Origin of the sequence: Nisaea sp. (assembly GCF_040217065.1) — a bacterium.
Taxonomy (GTDB): domain Bacteria; phylum Pseudomonadota; class Alphaproteobacteria; order Thalassobaculales; family Thalassobaculaceae; genus Nisaea.
The window spans coordinates 123483-144851 of record NZ_JAVJNX010000001.1 but is presented as its reverse complement, the minus strand read 5'-3'; the positions used below and the strand labels follow the sequence as shown (position 1 = coordinate 144851).

Below are 21369 nucleotides of genomic sequence, written 5' to 3'. Positions count from 1 at the left end.
TCGGTTCTGGTTTTTTCAGTCTGCGGCGCCGGACATGCTCGGGCGCAGGAAGGTGATCTGGGCCTTGCCGTAGCGCCGGTTGTCCAGCACTTCCAGCCATTCCGGCACTTCCAGCTCTTCGGTTTTCCCGCATTCGACCACGATCAGTGTCTCGGCATCGATCCAGCCGCCTTTGTGCAGCCGGTCGAGCGCCAGCACCGCGAGGCCGCTGTCATAGGGCGGGTCCATCAGGATGAGATTTGCCGGGCGCGGCGCCGTGCGGTGCAGGGAGAGCACATCGCCCTGGATCACCGTGGACGCGGCATCGGCCTTCAGCCGGGCGATATTTTCACGCAGGGCGGCGACCGCTTCCCGGTCGATCTCGATGAAAAACACTTCCGTGGCGCCGCGGGACAGGGCTTCTAGGCCGAGCGCGCCGGTGCCGGCGAAGACATCAACCACCAGCGCATCCGTCAGCACGTCGCCGAGTCGGCCGCCCTGAAGAACCCCGAACAGGGATTCCCGGGTCCGGTCGGCAGTCGGCCGCGTGTTCCAGTTCTCAGGGGCGGCGAGTTTGGTTCCGCGATTTTTGCCCGCGACGATCCGCATTCTTGTCTCCTCGAGCCGGGCCTGCCCTGGACTCGTCCCGCTTCATGTTTGCATTTCCTGCCGTCCCGCGCGTTGAGGGTTTCCGGTCATCCCCCGGTTTTCCGGCACCAGCGGATTTACCGGCGCCGCGAGATCTGTCGGCGCTCCTGGACTTCTCCGGGCTTCTTGGATTCTCCGAGTTCCGGGGCTTGCCGGCGCTCCTGGACTTACCGGCAGCACCGGTCGCCATTGTCGGCCCGTCCTTGCCGGCGCCGTCCTTCGGCGCGGCGCGACGTCCACCCTTGAATGGCGCTTTCGGCTTCGCCTTCGCGGTGCCGGTCTTCTCCTCCTTGATGCCGAGCTGTTCCTTCAGCGTGGCCGGGCGCACTTCCAGGACGTCGCCCTCCGGCAGATCGCCAAGCTGGAACGGGCCGTAGGAGACCCGGATCAGCCGGTTCACCTTCAGGCCGACATGTTCCATCAGCTTGCGGATTTCCCGGTTCTTGCCTTCCCGGATGCTCAGGGTGAGCCAGGTGTTCGACTTGCCCTCGATATCCCGCTCGACCAGCACAGAGCCGTACTTGATGCCGTCCACGGTCGGGCCGGACTTCAGCAGGGCGATCGATTTCTCGGTGATTGAGCCATAGACCCGGACCCGGTATTTCCTGAGCCAGGCCGTCGCCGGCAGTTCCAGCAGCCGGGACAGGGCGCCGTCATTGGTCAGCAGCAGCAGGCCCTCGGTATCGAAATCGAGGCGGCCGACGGTGACCACGCGCGGCAGGTCCTTGGGCAGCCGGTCGAACACGGTCTCCCGGCCTTCCGGGTCCTTGTTCGTTGTCACCACGCCGCGGGGCTTGTGAAAGCGCCAGAGCCGGGTCGGTTCGATCACCGGCAGAGCAGTTCCGTCGACCCGGATCTTCGAGTCTGCGGTCACGGTGACGGCCGGGCTGGTCAGGATCTCTCCGTCCAGCTCGACCCGGCCGTCGGCAATCCACTGCTCCGCCTCGCGGCGCGAGCAGAGTCCGGCCCGGGCCAGCCGCTTGGCGATCCGTTCCGGGCCGCGGTCTTCGGTGAAAATTTCGCTGAAATCGCTCATCAGGCAGGTCTTACGCTCGGATGCGTCCGGATGCAAACGGCTTGGATGCAATCCGGCTTCCCGCTAGGTATGGATCTATGGATGCTGAACATCAGACAATCATGGCACGGGCACTGGCCGAAGCGGAAGCGGCAGCTGCCCGGGGCGAGGTTCCGGTGGGCGCGGTGGTGACCGGTCCGGACGGCGCGGTGCTGGCCGTGGCCGGCAACCGGGTGGAGGAGCTGGCTGATCCGAGCGCCCATGCCGAGATCCTGGCGATCCGGGCAGCGTCGGCGAAAATCGGCTCACCCCGCCTGATAGACTGCGATCTGCATGTGACGCTGGAGCCCTGCCCGATGTGCGCCCAGGCCATCAGTTTCGCCCGTATCCGCCGCCTGGTCTTCGGCGCCTATGATCCGAAGGGCGGTGGGGTCGAGCATGGCCCGCGGATCTACAGCCAGCCGACCTGTCATCATGCGCCGGAAGTGATCGGCGGGGTGGAGGAAAGCCGGGCCGGCGATCTGCTCCGCAAATTCTTCCAGGACCGCCGCTAGGAGCCTCCCATGCAGCTCAATCTCTCTCCCGATGCCTCCATCGTCATCCTGACCGGGGCGGGCATCTCCAAGGAATCCGGTCTCGACACGTTCCGGGACGCGGACGGGATCTGGTCGAAGGTCAATCTGGAGGATGTGGCAACGCCGGAGGGCTATCTGCGCAACCCGGCGATGGTGCACGCATTCTACAACACCCGCCGCCGCTCCCTGACGGACAGCAACGTGGTGCCGAACGCGGCCCACGCGGCACTCGCCCGGTTGGAGCGGGACTGGCAGGGCGAGGTGCTGCTGGTCACGCAGAATATCGACGACCTGCACGAGCGGGCCGGGTCGTCCCGGTTGCTGCACATGCATGGCGAGATGCTGAAAGCGCGCTGTGAGCGCACCGGCGAGATCTTCGACTGGCGTGACGACCTGACCCTGACCAGCCGCAACCCGACGACGAACGAGGCTGGAGCACTGCGCCCGCATGTCGTCTGGTTCGGCGAGATGCCGCTCTACATGGAAGAGATCTACGAAGCGCTATCCGACGCAGATCTGTTCATTTCCATCGGCACTTCAGGCAACGTCTATCCGGCAGCCGGTTTCGTCCAGGAAGCCCGCATGCACGGCGCCCACACGACCGAGCTCAATCTGGAGCCGTCCGAGGGCGCCACACTGTTCGCGGAGAAACGCTACGGCCCCGCAAGCGAGATCGTGCCTGCCTATGTGGAAGAGCTGCTGGGCGGGGTTTGAAGCCCGCCTGATCCCACGCACTCAATCGTCATCCCGGACCACGATCCGGGATGACGACAGCTTGCTTTACCGCGGTTGCATGCGAATAGCGCCGTCGAGCCGCACGGTCTCGCCGTTCAGCATGACATTGTCGATCATCGCCATGGCCAGCTTGGCGTATTCCGCAGGGGTGCCGAAGCGGGACGGGTAGGGCACGGTGGCGGCAAGGCTGTCCTGCACGTCCTGGGGCATGCCGAGCAGCATCGGAGTGCCGAACAGGCCCGGCGCGATGGTGTTGAAGCGGATGCCCGCCTTGGCGAATTCGCGGGCGCCGACGATGGTCAGCGCATGCACGCCGCCCTTCGACGCCGCATAGGCGCCTTGGCCGATCTGGCCTTCGAAGGCGGCGACCGACGCGGTGGAAATGACGATGCCGCGCTCGCCGTCTTCCAGCGGGTCCGTGCCCTGCATGTCGGCGGCGGCGAGGCGAATCATGTTGAAGGTGCCGATCAGGTTCACCTCGATGACCTTGCGGAAGTTGTCGAGCGGCATCGGGCCGTTCCGGCTGACGATGCGTTCCGCCGGTGCGATACCGGCACAATTCACCAGGATGCGAGCCGGGCCGTGGACGTCGCGCGCTTTGGCGATGGCCGCTTCGGCGGAGGTTGCGTCGGACACATCGCAGTTGACGGCGATGCCGCCGACCTCGTCCGCGACCTTCCTTGCGCCTTCCTCATTGACGTCGAACAGCGCGACCTTCGCGCCCGCCGCTGCCAGTACGCGCGCGGTGCCCGCACCGAGTCCGCTGCCGCCGCCCGTGACGATCGCGGCCTGTCCCTGAACCTGCATACCCTGTTTCCTCCGGTGCTTTCGGGTCCGGCCTTTGCTGGCCGGATGCTTGAACGGTATAAGTCGGGGCAGTGAAACCGAAAGCCGCCCGCGCGTCCAGCGCGGCAAGGGGATCCGCCGCGATGTTGACTTCCTTCCAAGACGTGCCCCGCCCTGCCCTCATTCTCGGCTTCGGCGGCCTGCTGCCGTTCTATCTGATCACCGTGCCGATCTGGCTGACCGACCCGCTCTATGCCTATGTGCTGATCGACAGCCTGATCACCTATGGCGCGGCGATCCTGTCCTTCCTTGGCGCCGTGCATTGGGGCGCCGCCATGTGGCAGGGCGAGCTGGAAGAGGCGCGCGAAGAAGACGAGGAGGAAATGGACCGGGCGGCCTGGGCCCGCTATGGCTGGAGCGTGGTGCCGGCGCTGATCGCCTGGATCGCCACATTGCTCGGCCCATTTTTCGGGTTGCTGCTGATCGCGCTCGGGGTGGCGCTGGCCTATTTCATCGATATTCGCGCCTGCGCTGCCGGATTCCTGCCGGAATGGTATGCCAAGCTGCGGAAATGGCTGACGCTTCTGGTGCTGATCGCGCTCGCCAATGCGGCGATCAGCGGCGTGGTAGCACCCTACTAGCCCTGTCTTGTGGAGGGGGGCCGCTGTTCGGCGGCTTCCTGCTCTTCCAGCAGCACCACCGGATGATGGTCGGTCTTGTTGCGCATGGGCACCTTGCCGAGCTTTGCCTCACGGCGGGCGATGTAGAGCGTCGAAGTGACGATCAGCGCAGCGCCGGCGAGCGTATGCAGGCCCGGCAGATCGCCGAACAGCCAGAAGCCGACAAAGCCGGCGAAGATCAGCCGGGAATAGTCGAACGGCACCACCGCCGTCGCCTCGCCGATTTTGAAGCCCTTGACCGCGCAGGCCTGCCCGGCGGAGCCGAGAGCACCGACGGCGAGCATCATCCCCATCTCGGTCCAGGTCGGCTGCTGCCAGACCAGAATGGCCGGGACAGTCATGATCGAGGTCGAGACAATGCCGAAGCTGAACAGGATGGTGAGTGGGGATTCCGTCTCGGCCAGCTTTTTCACCATGACGACGACCAGGGCGACAAACAGCGTGCCGAGCAGGGCGATGCCGGCGGCGAAGCCGATCTCGGAGGATCCCGGCTGGACCATGACGAGCACGCCGATGAAGCCGACTGCGGTTGCCGTCCAGCGCCGCCAGCGGACCTTCTCGTTCAGGAAAAGCACCGCCAGCACGATCATGAAGAGGGGCTTGGCGAAGCTGATCGCTGTCGCGTCGGCGAGCGGCATGTGGGTCACGGAATAGAAGCCGCAGGCCATGGCGCCGGCGCCGAGGCAGCCGCGCAGCAGATGGCCAAGCGGCCGCTTGGTCTTGAAAACGGAGGGGCCGGCCTTGGCCATGAAGGGCAGAATGACGATCAGGCCGAAGGCGCAGCGGAAGAAGGCGATCTGGAAGGTGTCGAGCCGGGCGCCGAGCAGCTTCACTTCCGCCTGCATGATGGAAAACAGCACACAGGATACGACGATCCAGAGCGCGCCTTGGGCGTTCGGCGACAGGGCGGCCCAGCGGGAAGACAGCGATGGGGAGGCGAGCGCCATTGGGGATCTGCAGGCGCTCGAGCGCCATGTCCATCATCTTCAGGAAGCTCTCAAGATACCCTCCGGTGCAGTCTCTACCAGCGCGGATTGCGCATTGCAGCATTGCCGCTGGCACGAGCCGCCGTTATAGGATGAAGCAACAGGCAAGACGCCGGCCGGCCGCCAGCCGGGAACGGCGCAGTGTTAAGGAATGCGGACAAGCAGGGGACGCCGAGAGACATGACGACAGACAGCACACCGCTCTGGAAGCCGAGTGCCGAGCGGATCGCCGGGGCGAACATCACCCGTTTCATCGAGTTCGTGAACCGCGAGCGCGGCGCCGGCCTGACGGATTACGACAGCCTCTACGACTGGTCGGTGACGGAGCTGGAAGGCTTCTGGGACGCGGTCTGGGATTTCACTGGGATTGTCGGCGACAAGGGCAGCGACGTTATCCTGAAGGATGGCGACAGGATGCCTGGCGCGGCCTTCTTCCCCGATGCGAAGATAAACTTTGCCGAAAACATGCTGCGCCGGCGCGACGATGCGGATGCCATCGTGTTCTGGGGCGAGGACAAGGTGAAGCGGCGGATCAGTTTTGCCGCTCTCTATGACGAGGTCTCGAAATTCGCCCAGGCCCTGAAAGCCGAAGGCGTCGGCCCCGGCGACCGGGTTGCGGCCTTCATGCCGAACATGCCGGAGACCATCATCGCGACGCTGGCAACGGCCAGTCTCGGCGCCGTCTGGTCTTCCTGCTCCCCCGATTTCGGCATTCGCGGCGTCCTGGACCGGTTCGGTCAGATCGAGCCGACGGTTTTCGTGGCCGTTGAGGGCTATTACTACGGCGGCAAGAGCTTCGACACGTTGGACAAGATAACCGGCATTCTGGCCGAACTGCCGACGGTGAAGAAGACGGTCATCGTGCCATATACCCGCGACGAGCCGCCAATCGGCGATATCGAGGGCGCGGTCAGTTATGCGGATTTCACCGGCGCCTATCAGGCGGGCGATATCGCCTTCACCCGCATGGGCTTCAACGCGCCGCTCTACATCATGTTCTCCTCCGGCACCACGGGCGTGCCGAAATGCATCGTGCATGGCATCGGCGGCACGCTTATCCAGCACCTGAAGGAGCATCAGCTTCATAGCGACGTGAAGAAGGACGACCGGGTCTTCTACTTCACCACCTGCGGCTGGATGATGTGGAACTGGCTGATCAGCGGCCTCGCGTCGGAGGCGACGCTGCTGCTCTATGACGGCAACCCGTTCCATCCGGACGGCAACATCCTGTTCGACTATGCCGACGCGGAGAAGATGACCCTGTTCGGTACCTCGGCGAAATATATCGACGCACTGAACAAGGGCGGATTGCAGCCGAAGGACACGCACGACCTCTCGACTGTCCGGGCCATGACCTCGACCGGCTCGCCGCTGGTTCCGGAAGGCTTCGACTATGTCTACCGGTCGATCAAGGCGGATATCCAGCTCTCCTCGATTTCGGGCGGCACGGACATCGTTTCCTGTTTCGTGCTGGGCAATCCGGTGGGCCCTGTCTGGCGTGGCGAAATCCAGACCCGCGGTCTCGGCCTCGCGGTCAATGTGTTCGACGATGATGGCAAGCCCGTGGTCGGAGAGAAGGGCGAGCTGGTCTGCACCCGTCCGTTCCCCTGCATGCCGATCATGTTCTGGAACGATCCGGACGGCGCCAAATACCGGGGCGCCTATTTCGAGAGCTACGACAATATCTGGTGCCACGGTGACTACGTTGAACTAACAAAACGCGGCGGGATGGTGATCTATGGCCGGTCCGACGCGGTGCTCAATCCGGGCGGTGTGCGCATCGGCACGGCGGAAATCTACCGTCAGGTGGAAAAACTGCCGGAAGTGTTGGAAGGGCTCGTCATCGGGCAGGATTGGGACGATGACGTCCGTGTTGTGCTGTTCATCCGTCTGGCCGAAGGCGTGAGCCTGGATGATGCGCTGACGAAGAAGATCAAGGACACGGTGCGCAAGGGGGCGTCCCCGCGCCATGTCCCGGCCAAGATCATCGCGGTTGCCGATATCCCCCGGACCAAGAGCGGCAAGATCGTCGAGCTGGCCGTGCGCAACGTGGTGCACGGCCGCCCGGTGAAGAATGTCGAGGCGCTGGCCAACCCGGAAGCGCTGAAGCTTTATGAGAACCGGCCTGAACTGGCCATCTGACCCGCCCGCCAATGACGCGTCCGCGCATTCAGCTTGGTTGCGCGCGGCTGAGCCGATAGGCTCACGCCGGGGCACTGGGTCGGCAGGCGACAACAAAGGAACGAGACGATCTCGGCTCAGGAAAATTCCGCGCAGCAGCAGGTGACGGACTCGGCGCTGTCCCGCCGTCAGCTCGAGGAAACCGTGCGCGAGCTCGAGGCCGCCATGGAGGAGACGCGGCAATGGCTGGCCCTGTTCCATCGGGCGCTGATCTGCAAGACGCCGCCGGACCCGGAAGTGGTGACGGAAGATGCGCACAGGATGAGCCGCTTCGGCCGTTGGTACTCCACCAACCGGGATGATGATATCTTCTCGCAGCCGGCGTTTGCGACGCTCGTCAGCATACATCAGGGCCTCTATGCGCATGCCGCCACCCTCGCCGTCCGCGGCTGGAAGGACGATTCTGTTCCGACCGAGGAATATGACGCCTTGCTGCACAAGATCGAAAGTTTCAACGAGCAGGCCGGACGCATGGCCCGGGCCTTCCGGGCCGCGCTTTCCGATCTGGATCCGCTGACCGGGACCAATACCCGGATGACCATGGAAAAGGAGCTGTTGCGCGAGCAGCAGCGCATGCGCCGCAGCGGGCGCCCCTGTTCCATCGCCATTGCCGATATCGATCGCTTCAAGTCGGTCAACGACACCTATGGCCATCAGGCGGGAGACCGGGTGCTCTCCCGCATCACTCGGCTCATCGAGGACACGCTGCGGCCGTATGATTCGATCTACCGTTTCGGCGGTGAGGAATTCCTGATCTGCCTGCCGGATTCCGGACCGGAGGATGCGCGCCGCGTGCTCGACCGGGTCCGAAAGCTGATCTCGGAAACCCCAATTGCACTCGACGACGCCGAATCGCTTCTGGTGACTGTGTCGTTCGGTGTCGCCCAGCTTGTGCCGCGCCGGAGCCTGAAGGAAATCACCGAGCGGGCCGACCGGGCGCTCTATGAGGCGAAGAATAACGGCCGGGATCAGGTTGTGGTCTGGACCGCTGAACTCGTCTGACGGCGACAATACGTATTCCCGTTTGAACGGGAATGCGATTGCCGCATCATTCCCGCCGGGTATGATGGATTGCCTTTGTCATTAATGAATTGTTTTTTGGGCTTAAGGGGAAACCGCCGTGACACTCGAAAAAGGCCGGGCCGCCGAGCTGGACCATATGGTCCGTAAAATGGGCGGTATCATCTCGGTGTTTGAAATTCGTTCCGACCCGGTCGGGAATCCGCGTTTCAGCGCCTTTCGCACCCTGATGGATGTTTTCCACGCCATGTGCGAGCGCTCTCTCCGTGAACAGAAGGATTTCGTCGACGAGATGGTCGAGTTAACCGAGGAAGAACGCGAAGAGGTCAAGACCGCCTTCGAGAAGATTTTTGGCACGCCGACGAGCAGTGTCTGACGACGAGTCCGGGCCTCTCTAGATAATGTGATGGAAGGCGAAGCCGCCTTCCTCTTTTGCCCGTTTCTTGAGTTCCGCGAAAGCCGTCAGCACGGTTTCCAGATCCGCCTGATCCTCTTCGGGATCGATGACCAGCATGGCGGCGCTGCAGGTCAGCAGCGGATAGGAGCGCAGGGTGCCGTCCCGGCCCCGCGCTTCGATAGAGCCGCGCTCGCGGGCTTCCCTGTCGTAGAAGCTTTCCACATCCTCGGCGAACTGCTTGCGCGCCTCATAGGCCAGCCGGCTGACATCGGCCGACGCCACGCCACGCGCACCGACGAAGAAATCGTCGCCGCCGATATGCCCGACGAAGTAATCCTGGCCGGCGAAAACCTGCCGCAGGGTTTCCGCAAACAGCAAAAGCGCGCGGTCGCCCTGGCGGAAGCCGTAGGTGTCGTTGAACGGCTTGAAATTGTCGAAATCGAAATGCAGCAGCGACCGGGTATCGTTGTCCTCAGTCAGGGCGTCAGCGATAAAGTCCGAGATTGCGGTGTTGCCGGGCAGCTTCGTCAGCGGGTTCATTTCCCGGGCGGAGATCAGGTTCTTATCGTTTAGCACGCGCAACAGGGATGAATTGTCGAGGAAGCCGGCATAGCGCGCATTCTCGACGATGATCACCCCGTTCAACGTGTCGTTGTGGCTGTAGATCTGCAGGATGCGTTCCGCCTGGGTGTGAATATCCGCGACCGGGCAGGGCCGGACGAAATCGCCGAGCCGCTTGCCGAAACTGCGGTTCACAATCAGGTCCTTGCCGTATGGAGAGAAGGCGTAGGCCTTGAGGTCGGCGTCCCGGATGATGCCGAGCGGCCGTTGGTTGGCATCGAGGATGGGAAACAGGCGGGCATTCTCGTGAGTGCGGAAGGCGTCGAAAACGTCCTGCATCGGTGTTTCGATGTTGAGGGTCGGCACCTCGACGATCTGTTCGCGCAGAAGATGCTGGTCCGATGTCCGGGAGCGCCGGTCGCGCCGCCGGGCCGACAGCAGGCTTTCGTAGCTCCGGCTGAGACTCTGGTGATCCAGCGTCGGACGGGCAACGAGATAGCCCTGCACCATGTCGAAGCCCAGTTCCCGGCAGCTGCTGAGATCCTCGTCCGTCTCCACACCCTCGGCAATGGTCTGGATGCCGAGCACCTCGAACATGTCGATCAGGCTGGAGACGAATAGCTTTTTCTTCGGATCGCGGGCGACATTATTGATGAAATAGCGATCGAACTTTACATATTCCGCGTGTTCCTCATGCAGCAACCGCAGCCGCGCATAGCCTTCGCCGATATCGTCGAGTGCGATCTTGATACCGTTGTCGCGGGCCTTACGCAGGGCCAGGGTGGCTGCGCTGTCCTGCGAGATATCCGATTTCTCGGAGACTTCAAGGCAGAGCTGCGTGCTGGAGAGGCCGAGGCCGGCCATCGCATTCAGGGTCTTCGGAACATTGCGGCCGATCTCGGGAAGGCTGCGGGCGTCGATATTGAAGAACAGATGCAGGCCTTCGGCGCAGGAGAGATTGGCGAAATCCGTCAGAGCCTTGGTCAGCAATTGTGATTCAAGCTCTTCGACAATGCCGTTCTCTGCGGCCAGATCGAACAATTGCGCAATGCTTTTGAAACCCAGCGTCTCGGTGCCGCGCAGCAGGGCTTCAAAACCATGGGTCAGGCCGGTGTCGAGATGAACGATCGGCTGGAACGCATGGCGAACGCCATGGATAATTTCTTTCAGCGGGGGAAACGATTCAACAGTATCGACGTCGCCGGCCGGCGTTGAAACTGCTGCGTTCATATCAAGCACTAAAACTCACCCCGAGGACGGAAGGCCCCAATGTTACTGTGCTTTCTATTCCATTCCGAGGATTTTTTAATCTGTTTGTATGTGAAGATTAGGTGAAGGAACTCGCGGAGTTTTCTCTGTTTTTGAGATAATTTTACTTAATGGCGCCGGCGGTTTCCCGGGCCACGGCGCGCCAGCCGATGTCACTCCGGCAAAAGCCGTTCGACCATTTGATGGCCCCGACCGTCTCGTAGGCACGGGCCTGGGCGGCGGTGACATTCTTTCCGAGTGCGGTGACCACGAGCACACGGCCGCCGGTGGCGAGCAATACGCCCTTGTCCGTGCGGGCGGTGCCGGCATGGAAAGTGGTCACGGTGTCGCTGTCCGGCGCGAGTTCGGCGATCAGCGTGCCTTTCTCGTAGGAATTGGGATAGCCCTTCGAGGCGAGCACGACGCAGAGTGCGCTCTCCGGCCGCCAGCGCAGGGTGATCTGGTCGAGCTGGCCGTCCACTGAGGCGATCAGGGCCGGCAGGATGTCGCTCATCAGCCGCAGCATCAGCGCTTCGCATTCGGGATCGCCGAAGCGGACATTGTGTTCGATCAGCTTGGGACCATCCCTGGTGATCATCAGTCCGGCGAACAGCACGCCCTTGAAGGGCATGCCTTCGGCCGCCATGCCGTCGACCGTCGGCTGGACGATTTCTTTCATGACCCGCTGGACCATGGCGTCGTCCATCACCGGTGCCGGTGAATAGGCACCCATGCCGCCCGTGTTCGGGCCGGTATCGCCGTCCCCGACAGCCTTGTGGTCCTGGGCGGTGGCCAGCGCCAGCGCGGTCTTGCCGTCGCAGAGGGCGAAGAAGCTGGCTTCCTCGCCGATCAGGCATTCCTCGATCACCACTTCTTCACCGGCCGCACCGAAGGCGCCACCGGCGAGGGCGTCTTCAAGCGCGGAGATCGCCTCGTTGACAGTCTGCGCAACGGTCACGCCCTTGCCGGCGGCAAGCCCGTCCGCCTTGATGACGATGGGAGCGCCCATTTTCGTGACATAGTCCTTCGCCGCCTCCAGATCGGTGAAGCGGGCATAGGCGGCGGTCGGGATATTGTGCCGGTCGCAGAGTCCCTTGGTGAAAGCCTTGGAGCCTTCGAGCTGGGCCGCGGCGGCGCTCGGCCCGAAGGCCTTGATGCCGGCATCTTCCAGCTTGTCGACCAGACCGGCGACCAGCGGCGCTTCCGGGCCGACCACGACGAAGTCGATGGCGTTCTCCCTGGCGAAGCTCACCACACCGTCGATGTCTTCCGCTTTCACCGCGACGCAGTCGGCGACAGTCGCGATCCCGGCGTTACCCGGCGCGCAGTAAAGCTGATCGCAGAGGGGGGAGGCCGAAATGGCCCAGCACAAGGCATGTTCCCGCGCACCCGATCCGACGACCAATATCTTCATTTTCCTGTTCCTATGCTTTCACTCGGCGGCCTTGTAGCATAGATTCCTTCCATGCAAGACGACAGCGCGCCGCCGCTCGGCAATATCCCCGAATTCTCCGTCAGCGAGATATCCCATCAGGTCAAACGCACCGTCGAGGGGGCCTTCGAGCATGTCCGCGTCCGGGGGGAGATTTCCCGGCCGACACGGGCAGGCTCCGGCCACCTTTACCTGACCCTGAAGGACGAGAAGTCGGTGCTCGACGCGGTCTGCTGGCGCGGGGCGGCGCAGAAACTGTCGATCCAGCCGGAAGAAGGCATGGAGGTGATCTGCACCGGCAAGCTCACCACTTTCCCGGGCCGCTCGAAATACCAGATGGTGATCGAGCAGATGGAGCTGGCGGGCGAAGGCGCGCTTCTCAAGCTGCTGGAAGACCGGCGCAAGAAACTGGCTGCCGAAGGCCTGTTCGACGCTGCGCGCAAGCGCCCTTTGCCCTTCCTGCCGACAGTGATTGGCGTGGTCACCTCGCCGACCGGGGCTGTGATCCGGGATATCTTGCACAGGCTGTCCGACCGGTTCCCGAGCCATGTGCTGGTCTGGCCGGTACTGGTTCAGGGCGAGACGGCGAAGGATCAGGTCGCGGCCGCCATCGAGGGCTTCAACCGGATGGCGCCGGACGGTGCCGTGCCGCGTCCGGACCTGCTGATCGTCGCCCGTGGCGGCGGCAGCCTGGAAGACCTTTGGGCCTTCAACGAGGAAATTGTGGTCCGCGCCGCAGCGGCGAGCGAGATCCCGCTGATTTCCGCCGTCGGGCACGAGACCGACACCACGCTGATCGATTTCGCCTCGGACCGCCGGGCGCCAACCCCGACCGCCGCCGCCGAGATGGCGGTGCCGGTGCGGGCAGATCTGCTGGCAACACTGATGCAGGACGAGGCACGGCTTTTCAACGGCCTGCGCCGCAAGTTCGCCGAATCGGAAACCCGACTCTCCGGCCTTGCGCGTGGTCTCGGCGATCCGCGCTCGATCATCGAGGCGAAGGCGCAGACGGTGGATTACCGCTGGCAGTCGGCGGGTGCGGCGGCGGAACGCAGGCTCTCCCGCGCGAATGACCGGATGCGCGATCTGGCCTCGAGAATCCTGGACCCTCAGGCCGAGCTGAACCGGATGGAAAGCCGCTTCAAGGTGGCGGAGCAGCGCTGGGCATCCTCGATCCGCAGGGTCGGGGAGGTCGCGGTCAGCAAGCTGGGTGCTGTCGCCGGACGGTTGCGGCTTGAGCCGATCGCCGAACGGACACTGCGCGGCGATCGCGATCTGGTCCGGCTCGGAACTCAGTTCGAACAGGCCTTTGTGCGGGTTGTCGACCTGCAGGAAAAACGGCTGGATGCGGCGGGCCGCCTACTTGAAAGCAATTCCTATGAGCAGACCCTGAAGCGCGGTTTCGCGCTGGTGCGGGATGCGGACGGTGCGCCTGTCACGCGTGCGGCGGGTTTGTCCGAGGGCGACGGGATTTCCATCCATTTCGGCGATGGCGCCCGCGGTGCGGTGATCGGCGAGACGTCTGCATCCGTGGTGGGGAGTGGCGGCAGGCCGGTGGAAAAACCGGTGGAGCCGAAACCTGAGCCCAGGCCGAAGCCGAAAAAGCCCGACCCGGCCCAGGGGAGTCTGTTGTGATTCGTTTTCTGTTCGTCGCCCTGTTGGCTCTTATGGCGCGCCCGGCAGATGCCGTGACGCTGGAGATGAATGGCGCCTTCACCCAGGGCGGGATCATCATGGGGCGCACCGATCCCGGCGTTAAACTGACCCTCGACGGCCGCCCCGTGCGGGTCAGCGCCGACGGGGTGTTCGTGCTCGGTTTCGGACGCGATGCGGAGCCGGGTGCGATGCTGGTTGCCACGGCGCCGGACGGATCCGAGGAGCGCAAGGCCCTGAAGGTTGCCAAGCGGACCTACAACATCCAGCGGATCGACGGATTGCCGCAGAAATATGTCGAGCCGAAGCCGGAAGTGCAGGCACGGATCAGTCGTGAGAACGCGAAAATCAAAGCAGTGCGGGAGATCGACACGGATCATCCCTATTTCGCGGAGGGTTTCATCTGGCCGGCATCGGGACGGATTTCCGGGGTCTATGGCAGCCAGAGAATCCTGAATGGCGTACCCAAATGGCCGCATTTCGGTGTCGATGTCGCCGCCCCGACCGGCGCGCCGGTGATTGCGCCCGCGAGCGGAATCGTCCGGCTGGCGGAGAGGGATCTCTATTATACCGGCGGGACGGTGATCATTGATCACGGGCACGGCCTCAGCTCCGCTTTCCTGCATATGCAGACAGTGACAGTGAAGGTCGGCGAGGAAGTGCGACGCGGCGCTCAGATCGGGACGGTCGGCGCCACCGGCCGGGCGACCGGGCCGCATCTGGACTGGCGGATCAACTGGTTCGATGTGCGCGTTGACGCGGCCGTTCTGGTACCGCCGCTGCCCCCGAAAAACTAGCCGCCGGGCGCGGCGACCCTGTCCAGCAGGGTCTCGATGCCTGCCGGATCTTCCCAGGCAAGCTCCACATCGACCCGCCTGATCAGCAGCCGCAGCTCTTGCGGGAGCCGGACATGATCCTTGGAAGTGGTCAGCAGCAGGGCGTCTTCCTGTTCGGCCTGCGCGATCAGATCGATCAGATCTTCTCCGCGATAAGGCTCATGATCGCCGAAGGACCGGGTTGCGATCAGCTGGACACCGAGTGTCCGCAGGGTGTCGAAGAATTTCCCGGGCCGTCCGATCCCGGCGAAAGCGATGGCCCGTTCACCACGCAATCCCGCGCTTGCACGGGTTGGTGTCAGATGGCCGCGGAAAACCGGGAGTGTTTTGCTCAGCACCCCCCCCAGATTGCCGGGATCGTCTCCCAGCAGCATGACGGCATCGGCCCGGGCCAGCCCTTGCGATACCGGTTCACGCAACGGTCCGGCCGGAATGACATGGCCATTGCCGAAACCGTAGCCGCCATCCACCACCAGCACGGACATGGATTTGGCGAGGGCGGGGTTCTGGAATCCGTCATCGAGCAGGATGATGTCCGCACCTGCCTCTACCGCCATCCGGGCACCGGCGGCCCGGTCGCGGGCGATCCATGTCGGCGCGGCTTCGGCCAGCAGCAGCGGCTCGTCACCGACGTCGCGGGCACTGTGCCGCTCCGGCAGAACCTGTAGCGGTCCTGTCTCTCTGCCACCATAGCCCCGGCTGAGAAATGCCACCTTCAGGCCGCGCCGGACCAGAGCCCGGCCAAGCGCCAGGGCGACGGGCGTTTTCCCGGCGCCGCCAGCAACGAGATTGCCGACGCACAGCACCGGCACCGGAGCCTGGTACGGGCTGGTGAAGCTGGATTTCAGGAAAGCACCGGCCCGATAGAGCCAGGAGGCAGGCGTCATCACGGAGGGCAGCAATCCTCCGCGACGCCAGAAGCCTGGCGCTTTCACCTTGTCTCTCCGGGAGGAATAACGGCCGCGAGGATCCGTTCGGCCATGTCATCCGCGATCCTGCCCTGGCCTTGTGCGAAGGTGAGGGCGGCGGAGGCCATGGCCGGGCGTTCCGGACTGTCGCCAGTCAGGGCGGCGACCCGGTCTCCAAGCCCTGCGGCATCGACTTCTTCGGCAGCGCCTGCCGCGATCATGTCGGCGGCAATATCGGCATTCTTCGCCATCAGCGGTCCGAACAGGACCGGTTTGCCGAAATGGGCCGGCTCAAGTGGATTGTGCCCGCCGACCGGGATCAGGGACCCGGCGACGAACACCGTATCCGCGAGTGTGAAGAAGCAGCCCATTTCCCCCAAAGTGTCGGCCACATAGATCGCGGTTGTCATGTCGGGCAGAGCACCATTTTCCCGGCGCACGGCCAGGAGATCTTTTGAGGAAGCCAGCGCTGCTATATCGGGGCCGCGGGCCGGGTGGCGCGGAACGATGATGGTCAGCAGGTTCGGCACGCTCTCCGCGGCCCTGCGATGGGCGTCGAGCACGGCAAGCTCCTCGCCATCATGGGTGCTCGCCGCGACAAAGACCGGCCGCGTGCCGATGGCTTGCTTCATCTTCCCGAGTTCGGTTGCGTCGACCGTGAGCGGTGCCGCCGCGCGCTTCAGGTTGCCGATGGAGAGCACCGGTGCGTCCGTCAGGCTTTCGAAGCCAGCTTTCTGTTGATCGTTGCTGGCCAAGATCAGGGAAAAATCCCGGAACAACCGGCTGGTCAGGAAGCCGAACCGACGCCATCTGGCAAAGGAGCTTTCGGACATGCGGGCATTGGCCAGAACCAGCGGGATGTTCCGGGACCGGGTGGCGAGGACCAGGTTCGGCCAGAGGTCCGATTCGACGAACACGGCGGCCGAAGGGGCCCAGTGATCGAGGAAGCGCGCGATCCAGTGCGGATGATCGATGGGAACGAACTGATGTATCGCCCGTTCCGGCAGCCTGCCCGCCATCAGTTCGGCGGATGTTCTGGTGCCGCTTGTCAGCAGGACATGCAAGCCGGGGTCCCGCGCCAGCAAGCGGTTGATCAGGGCGAGAGCCGCCTGGCATTCACCGACGCTGGCGCCATGGACCCAGAATAACCGTCCGTCCGGACGCTTCCGGGTGGCGATGCCTCGGCGCTCCGAAATCCTTTCCGGGTCTTCCTTGCCGCGCGCAAGCCGCTTTTGCAGAAAGGCTTCGACGACGGGCGTGCCAAGCTGCATGGCCGCCTTGTAGAGGGCGAAGATCATGAGGCTTCCGGCGCCGGATCGGCGGGCGCGATCAGATCCGTTCCGAGAGCGGCGTCCGCTTCGGCGCAGAGCTGGTTCAGGCGGTTTTCCAGCTCAACCCGCAGCGCTTCCATCTGCGCTTCGTCGGCGCCACGGGGCACGAAAATCGGCTCGCCCCAGATATAGACGCCGCGGCTGAAGGGCAGGGCGAGGATGAACCGGTCCCAGCTGCGCAGCACCCGGCGGCGGGAGACGTTCCAGGTCACGGGATAGATCGGCGCGCCGCTCATCCGGGCAAGCGCGATCACGCCTCCGGAAGCCCGCATGCGTGGCCCGCGCGGTCCATCCGGCGTGACGCCGACGCTGGTGCCGTCCCTAAGCGCGCGCAGCATGTCCCGCAGGGCCTGGGCGCCGCCCTTGCCCTTGCCGCCGGAGCCGACGATATCCCGGATCCCGAGATGCTCGATCGTGCGGGCGATCAGCCGGCCGTCGGGATGCTTTGATTGCAGCATGGCGAACGGCCGGTCGCTGTTCCAGATTTCCGTCATCAGCATGATGCGATTATGCCAGAAAGCGCCGATGATGGGCTTCTCGCTCCGGAAGGCGGCGTCCGCGATTTCGGGATTAATGATTTGCCAACGGATGGTGCGTGCGAGGCTCCGGATCAGGGTGGCCAGCAGGCGGCTTGCGACCTCCCGGCCGGTATCCGTGCGCAACAGACGTTTCAGCATGCTTTCCGTTCGAACTTCAGGACCGAATCGGTCACTTTTCGCGATTACGGGAATGCATACTAGGGCACTGTTGCCGGGCCAAGTGCTTATTGGCGTAAAAAGTCAGGCAGCTTTGACGGATCGCGCCCCGAGAAGGCCGAAAGCGGCGTCGGAATCGAACGGAGCAAGGTTGGCGAAGAACTGTTCCGCGCAGGCCCGCCAGCTGTAGCCGAGCGCATAGGCCCGACAGTCCTCGGCGGAGAGATTCAGCGCAGCTTTTGCTGCAGCACCTAGATCATCAGACAGCACGCCGACCTTGTCGGAGGCGATGACATCCAGCGGCCCGGGTACGGGGAAAGCGGCGACCGGTGCGCCGGACGCGAGGGCTTCCAGCATCACCAGCCCGAATGTGTCGGTCCGGCTCGGGAAGACGAAGACATCCGCCGCTGCGTAATGCCGGGCCAGCTCCTCGCCTTTCTTGGCGCCGGCGAAGATGGTGTCCGGGAACCGCTTCTTGAGCATGGTCATGTCCGGACCGTCGCCGACCACGACCTTGCTGCCCGGCAGGTCCAGCTCAAGGAAGGCGGGCAGGTTCTTCTCCACCGCTACCCGGCCGACAAACATGAAAACCGGCCTCGGCGCGTCGACGGCGTCCTTGGCCTGGGGCCGGAACAGCTCGGTATCGACACCCCGGCTCCAGTCCTTGATGTTGTCGAAACCGCGCGCCTCGAGGTCGGCGCGGATGGATTTGGTGGCCACCATGACACCGGTGGACTTGCCGTGGAAATGGCGCATGACCTTGTAGGTCCAGGACACAGGCACGCCGAGGCGCGGTTCGACATATTCCGGAAAGCGCGTGTGATAGGCCGTGGTGAAGGGCAGCTTGTTGCGCACGCAATAGCGCCGCGCCGTCATCCCCAGCGGTCCCTCGGTGGCGATATGAATGGCATCCGGCCGGGCCGCTTCGATCATCGCCGGGACCCGGAAGAAAGGCCAGCAGGCCAGCCGGATTTCCGGGTAGGTCGGGCAGGGGATGGTGGTGAACTGGTCCGGCGTGATGGTGTCGACCGCGTGGCCCATCGCCCTGAGCTCGCCGATGACCGTGCTCAGGGTGCGGACAACGCCGTTTACCTGAGGGAACCAGGCGTCGGAAACGAGAAGAATTTTCATGGGGCTAACCGCCTCAGGCGAAGGTGAGATGCCTCACCTCGGCCCAGTTGAGGATTTCCATCCGTCCGTCCGGATGCTCGACAAGGGCCGTGCAGCTCTCGACCCAGTCGCCGTCGTTGCAGTAGATGACATCGCCGATCTGCTTCATCTCGGCCTTGTGGATGTGGCCGCAAATGATGCCGTCGACGCCGCGCTTCGAGGCCTCGTCGGCCAGCGCATTCTCGAAATTGCCGATGAACTCGACCGCGCGCTTCGCCTTGTTCTTCAGGTAAGCGGAGAGCGACCAGTAGGGATAGCCGAGGAAGCGGCGGATCTGGTTGAAATGGGTGTTGAGCGTGAGGGCGAGGTTGTAGGCACTGTCGCCAACCAGCGCGAGCCACCTGTTGTACTTTACCACCACGTCATACTGGTCACCGTGCAGGATCAGGAAGCGGCGGCCGTCCTTGGTGACGTGGATATGCTCGTCACGGACTTCGATCTGGCCGAAATTCTCCCCCAGGAAGCCTCGGAACATTTCGTCGTGATTGCCGGGCAGGAACATCACCTTGGTGCCCTTGCGCGCCTTGCGCAGCAGCTTTTGCAGCACGTCGTTGTGGCTCTGTTTCCAGGACCAGGAACGTTTCATGCGCCAGATATCGATGATATCGCCGACCAGATAGAGGTAGTCGGATTCCGTATGCTTCAGAAAATCGAGGAGATACTCGGCCTGACACCCCTTGGTCCCAAGGTGAATATCGGAAATCCAGATTGCCCGGTAACGGTCGGTGCCCTTCTGGCTGTTCATTTGCCGTTATCCCGTTTCTGAAAACTTACCGGACCTTGAATGAAAACCGCTTAGGGCCAATCTGTGTTGTGCGCTCTATTATGAATCACCCCATATTTTGTAAAATGAACTTTGTATGACTTCATGAATCTGTAACAAGAAAACGATTTATATTTGTCGAACTCAGTAGCCCGTTTAATAAAACTGTCATCTGCCGGGCTTCGAAAAACCCACAAGCGGGAGTTTCACTTGGATCAAATCACCGGCGATTCGGCCCTGGTGAAAGCAAGCGATTTGATGACGTCCATGACCGGCGAGGGCCGTCGCCGTGTGGTCGTGATCTATAATCCGAAGGCCGGGCAGCGGCGCTATCCGCTGTTTTCCTCCGTCATTGAGCGGCTGAAGGCTTTCGGGGTCGCGGTCGCGGTGCTGGAGACAGGCGCGCGCGGCGATGCGGAAGCCTTTGCCCGGCGGGCCCGGCAGCACAGTCTCATGCAGGTGAGCGACGCCCCGGATGCAGTGGTCGCAGCTGGCGGCGACGGCACCATCAACGAAGTGGTGAACGGCATGAGCGGCGGGGATTTGCCGCTGGCCATCCTGCCGCTCGGTACGGCGAACGTGCTCGCCGCAGAGATTGGCCTGAAAGTGAAACCCGAGGCGATCGCCGATACGATCTGGCGCGGTCCGGTGATCGATGCGCATACGGGTGATGTGAACGGCCATCGTTTCACGCTGATGGCCGGAGTCGGCCTTGATGCGGATGTGGTGGCCAATGTGAACACGAAGGTGAAGGCCCGGCTCGGCAAGGGCGCCTATGTCCTGACCACCCTGTCGGAACTGGCCTCTTACAGGCCGCATTATTACCGGGTGGCGATCAATGGCCATACTTACAAGGCGGCCTCGGTCGTGGTCGCCAAGGCGCATTATTATGGCGGAACATTCATCTGTGCGCCCGACGCCAGGCTCGATGCGGAGATCCTGCATGTCTGCCTGTTCGAACGGGCTGGGCGCTGGAACGTGGTGCGCTATGCGGCGAACATGATGATGGGCCGGCTTCCATCAACGGTCGGCTACCGGATTGTCCAGACCCGGTCGGTGTCGATCTGGGCCGAGGAGGAAGCTTATAGTGGCGACCCTGTGCAGGCGGACGGGGATATCGTGACCAATCTCCCCGCCACCATTTCCCTGCCATCGCAACCGCTCAGGCTGGTGGTGCCCAGAGGGGATCGCTAGGCGAGGCGGAGGCTAGCCACCGTTAAGCTCCGACCAATTCTTTTCCGCCTGACGGATATAGCCGTCGGGATTCCGGTGCCAGAGTTCCTGCACACGCTCGTTGCGGCTGAGATAGAGGCGGCCGTCTATAATGTCGAAGACCGTCGGATCCGCACCGTAGAGCTTGCCCTTGGAGAGGGCGAAGGTGCTGTGGCCGCCGAATTGAGGCATATAGCGGTTAGGGTCCTGCAGGAACTGATAGCGATTGTCGGCGTTTTTGAAAAGGAACCGTATACCGTCAAATTCAACGGCATACGTTTCGTCTCCACGGACGGCGGCATAGTCTGTGAAATAGGCAACAGGATCGTATCCACCGATGGCGAGGCCCCGGTGTGCGCTGATTGTCGGGTCGATCACATTCATTTCGGACGCGTCTGTCGGGTCGCGGGACACGGCAGCAGCCAGTCCAACCGCGACAAGCACAAGGAACAGGCGCGGCAAGCTCCGTTTGCAGCTCATCTTAGGGCTCCATAGGAAATTTCTCGGTTGCGCCTGATCTGGGGTGGCGCAATCGGGATTGCCAGAGTTTTCGAGTCA

At 63.3% G+C, this 21369-nt stretch carries 21 protein-coding genes; 9 read left to right on the top strand and 12 right to left on the bottom strand.

Annotated features, from left to right (window positions below):
- Nucleotides 1-15 precede the first annotated feature (15 nt).
- Together rsmD and RH950_RS00735 are read right to left on the bottom strand one after the other, a co-directional pair.
- On the bottom strand, nt 16-588 hold the full coding sequence (rsmD, locus tag RH950_RS00740) for a 16S rRNA (guanine(966)-N(2))-methyltransferase RsmD (protein WP_350052690.1): 573 nt from the start codon (nt 586-588) through the stop codon (nt 16-18).
- On the bottom strand, nt 539-1663 hold the full coding sequence (locus RH950_RS00735) for a pseudouridine synthase (protein WP_350052689.1): 1125 nt from the start codon (nt 1661-1663) through the stop codon (nt 539-541). Before RH950_RS00735 ends, rsmD begins: the two co-directional genes overlap by 50 nt.
- 77 nt (nt 1664-1740) lie before the next feature.
- On the opposite strand from RH950_RS00735, the gene RH950_RS00730 reads away from it, so the two are divergent.
- Together RH950_RS00730 and cobB are read left to right on the top strand one after the other, a co-directional pair.
- Nucleotides 1741-2196: a nucleoside deaminase gene (locus RH950_RS00730; protein ID WP_350052687.1), complete on the top strand. Its 456-nt coding sequence runs from the start codon at nt 1741-1743 to the stop codon at nt 2194-2196.
- Between the two features lie 9 nt (nt 2197-2205).
- The gene (gene cobB / locus RH950_RS00725; protein WP_350052685.1) at nt 2206-2931 is read left to right on the top strand and encodes a Sir2 family NAD+-dependent deacetylase; all 726 of its coding nucleotides are present in this window, start codon (nt 2206-2208) and stop codon (nt 2929-2931) included.
- Between the two features lie 66 nt (nt 2932-2997).
- Here cobB and RH950_RS00720 read toward each other — a convergent pair whose 3' ends face one another.
- Nucleotides 2998-3759 (bottom strand): SDR family NAD(P)-dependent oxidoreductase, encoded by a 762-nt coding sequence (locus RH950_RS00720; protein ID WP_350052683.1) that lies wholly within the window; start codon nt 3757-3759, stop codon nt 2998-3000.
- Between the two features lie 122 nt (nt 3760-3881).
- Between RH950_RS00720 and RH950_RS00715 the strand changes: the two genes are divergently transcribed.
- On the top strand, nt 3882-4379 hold the full coding sequence (locus RH950_RS00715; protein WP_350052681.1) for a DUF3429 domain-containing protein: 498 nt from the start codon (nt 3882-3884) through the stop codon (nt 4377-4379).
- Here the strand turns inward: RH950_RS00715 and RH950_RS00710 are convergent.
- Nucleotides 4376-5365 (bottom strand): DMT family transporter, encoded by a 990-nt coding sequence (locus RH950_RS00710; RefSeq protein WP_350052679.1) that lies wholly within the window; start codon nt 5363-5365, stop codon nt 4376-4378. The genes RH950_RS00715 and RH950_RS00710 overlap by 4 nt on opposite strands.
- Before the next feature lie 219 nt (nt 5366-5584).
- Here RH950_RS00710 and RH950_RS00705 point away from each other — a divergent pair, with 219 nt between their 5' ends.
- From RH950_RS00705 to RH950_RS00695, 3 genes are all read left to right on the top strand, one after another.
- Complete coding sequence (locus tag RH950_RS00705; RefSeq protein ID WP_350052677.1) at nt 5585-7546, top strand: acetoacetate--CoA ligase; 1962 nt, start codon at nt 5585-5587, stop codon at nt 7544-7546.
- A 141-nt stretch (nt 7547-7687) separates the two neighbouring features.
- On the top strand, nt 7688-8587 hold the full coding sequence (locus tag RH950_RS00700; RefSeq protein WP_350052675.1) for a diguanylate cyclase: 900 nt from the start codon (nt 7688-7690) through the stop codon (nt 8585-8587).
- Between the two features lie 118 nt (nt 8588-8705).
- Nucleotides 8706-8981 carry a hypothetical protein gene (locus RH950_RS00695; protein ID WP_350052673.1) on the top strand — a complete coding sequence of 92 codons (276 nt, stop codon included), beginning with the start codon at nt 8706-8708 and terminating at the stop codon, nt 8979-8981.
- An 18-nt stretch (nt 8982-8999) separates the two neighbouring features.
- Here the strand turns inward: RH950_RS00695 and RH950_RS00690 are convergent, their stop codons facing one another.
- Both RH950_RS00690 and purD read right to left on the bottom strand, forming a co-directional pair.
- Nucleotides 9000-10793 (bottom strand): EAL domain-containing protein, encoded by a 1794-nt coding sequence (locus tag RH950_RS00690; protein ID WP_350052734.1) that lies wholly within the window; start codon nt 10791-10793, stop codon nt 9000-9002.
- Between the two features lie 142 nt (nt 10794-10935).
- On the bottom strand, nt 10936-12225 hold the full coding sequence (gene purD, locus RH950_RS00685; RefSeq protein WP_350052671.1) for a phosphoribosylamine--glycine ligase: 1290 nt from the start codon (nt 12223-12225) through the stop codon (nt 10936-10938).
- A 51-nt stretch (nt 12226-12276) separates the two neighbouring features.
- Here purD and xseA point away from each other — a divergent pair, with 51 nt between their 5' ends.
- Together xseA and RH950_RS00675 are read left to right on the top strand one after the other, a co-directional pair.
- Nucleotides 12277-13878, top strand: a complete 1602-nt coding sequence (gene xseA / locus RH950_RS00680; protein WP_350052669.1) for an exodeoxyribonuclease VII large subunit — start codon at nt 12277-12279, stop codon at nt 13876-13878.
- On the top strand, nt 13875-14693 hold the full coding sequence (locus tag RH950_RS00675; protein ID WP_350052667.1) for a M23 family metallopeptidase: 819 nt from the start codon (nt 13875-13877) through the stop codon (nt 14691-14693). The genes xseA and RH950_RS00675 overlap by 4 nt, the downstream gene beginning before the upstream one ends.
- On the opposite strand, the gene lpxK is transcribed toward RH950_RS00675, so the two are convergent.
- The 5 genes from lpxK to RH950_RS00650 all read right to left on the bottom strand — a co-directional run bounded on the left by lpxK (nt 14690) and on the right by RH950_RS00650 (nt 19581).
- On the bottom strand, nt 14690-15667 hold the full coding sequence (gene lpxK / locus RH950_RS00670) for a tetraacyldisaccharide 4'-kinase (RefSeq protein WP_350052665.1): 978 nt from the start codon (nt 15665-15667) through the stop codon (nt 14690-14692). The genes RH950_RS00675 and lpxK overlap by 4 nt on opposite strands.
- Nucleotides 15664-16938 (bottom strand): 3-deoxy-D-manno-octulosonic acid transferase, encoded by a 1275-nt coding sequence (locus tag RH950_RS00665; protein ID WP_350052663.1) that lies wholly within the window; start codon nt 16936-16938, stop codon nt 15664-15666. Before RH950_RS00665 ends, lpxK begins: the two co-directional genes overlap by 4 nt.
- On the bottom strand, nt 16935-17648 hold the full coding sequence (locus RH950_RS00660) for a lysophospholipid acyltransferase family protein (protein WP_350052661.1): 714 nt from the start codon (nt 17646-17648) through the stop codon (nt 16935-16937). The genes RH950_RS00665 and RH950_RS00660 overlap by 4 nt, the downstream gene beginning before the upstream one ends.
- 102 nt (nt 17649-17750) lie before the next feature.
- Nucleotides 17751-18797, bottom strand: coding sequence for a glycosyltransferase family 4 protein (locus RH950_RS00655; protein WP_350052659.1), 1047 nt, complete (start codon nt 18795-18797; stop codon nt 17751-17753).
- Between the two features lie 13 nt (nt 18798-18810).
- Nucleotides 18811-19581: a UDP-2,3-diacylglucosamine diphosphatase gene (locus RH950_RS00650; RefSeq protein WP_350052657.1), complete on the bottom strand. Its 771-nt coding sequence runs from the start codon at nt 19579-19581 to the stop codon at nt 18811-18813.
- Between the two features lie 228 nt (nt 19582-19809).
- Here RH950_RS00650 and RH950_RS00645 point away from each other — a divergent pair, with 228 nt between their 5' ends.
- Nucleotides 19810-20793, top strand: a complete 984-nt coding sequence (locus RH950_RS00645; RefSeq protein ID WP_350052655.1) for a diacylglycerol/lipid kinase family protein — start codon at nt 19810-19812, stop codon at nt 20791-20793.
- Nucleotides 20794-20805: 12 nt separating this feature from the next.
- Here the strand turns inward: RH950_RS00645 and RH950_RS00640 are convergent, their stop codons facing one another.
- Nucleotides 20806-21291, bottom strand: a complete 486-nt coding sequence (locus RH950_RS00640) for a YHS domain-containing (seleno)protein (RefSeq protein ID WP_350052653.1) — start codon at nt 21289-21291, stop codon at nt 20806-20808.
- Nucleotides 21292-21369 lie beyond the last annotated feature (78 nt).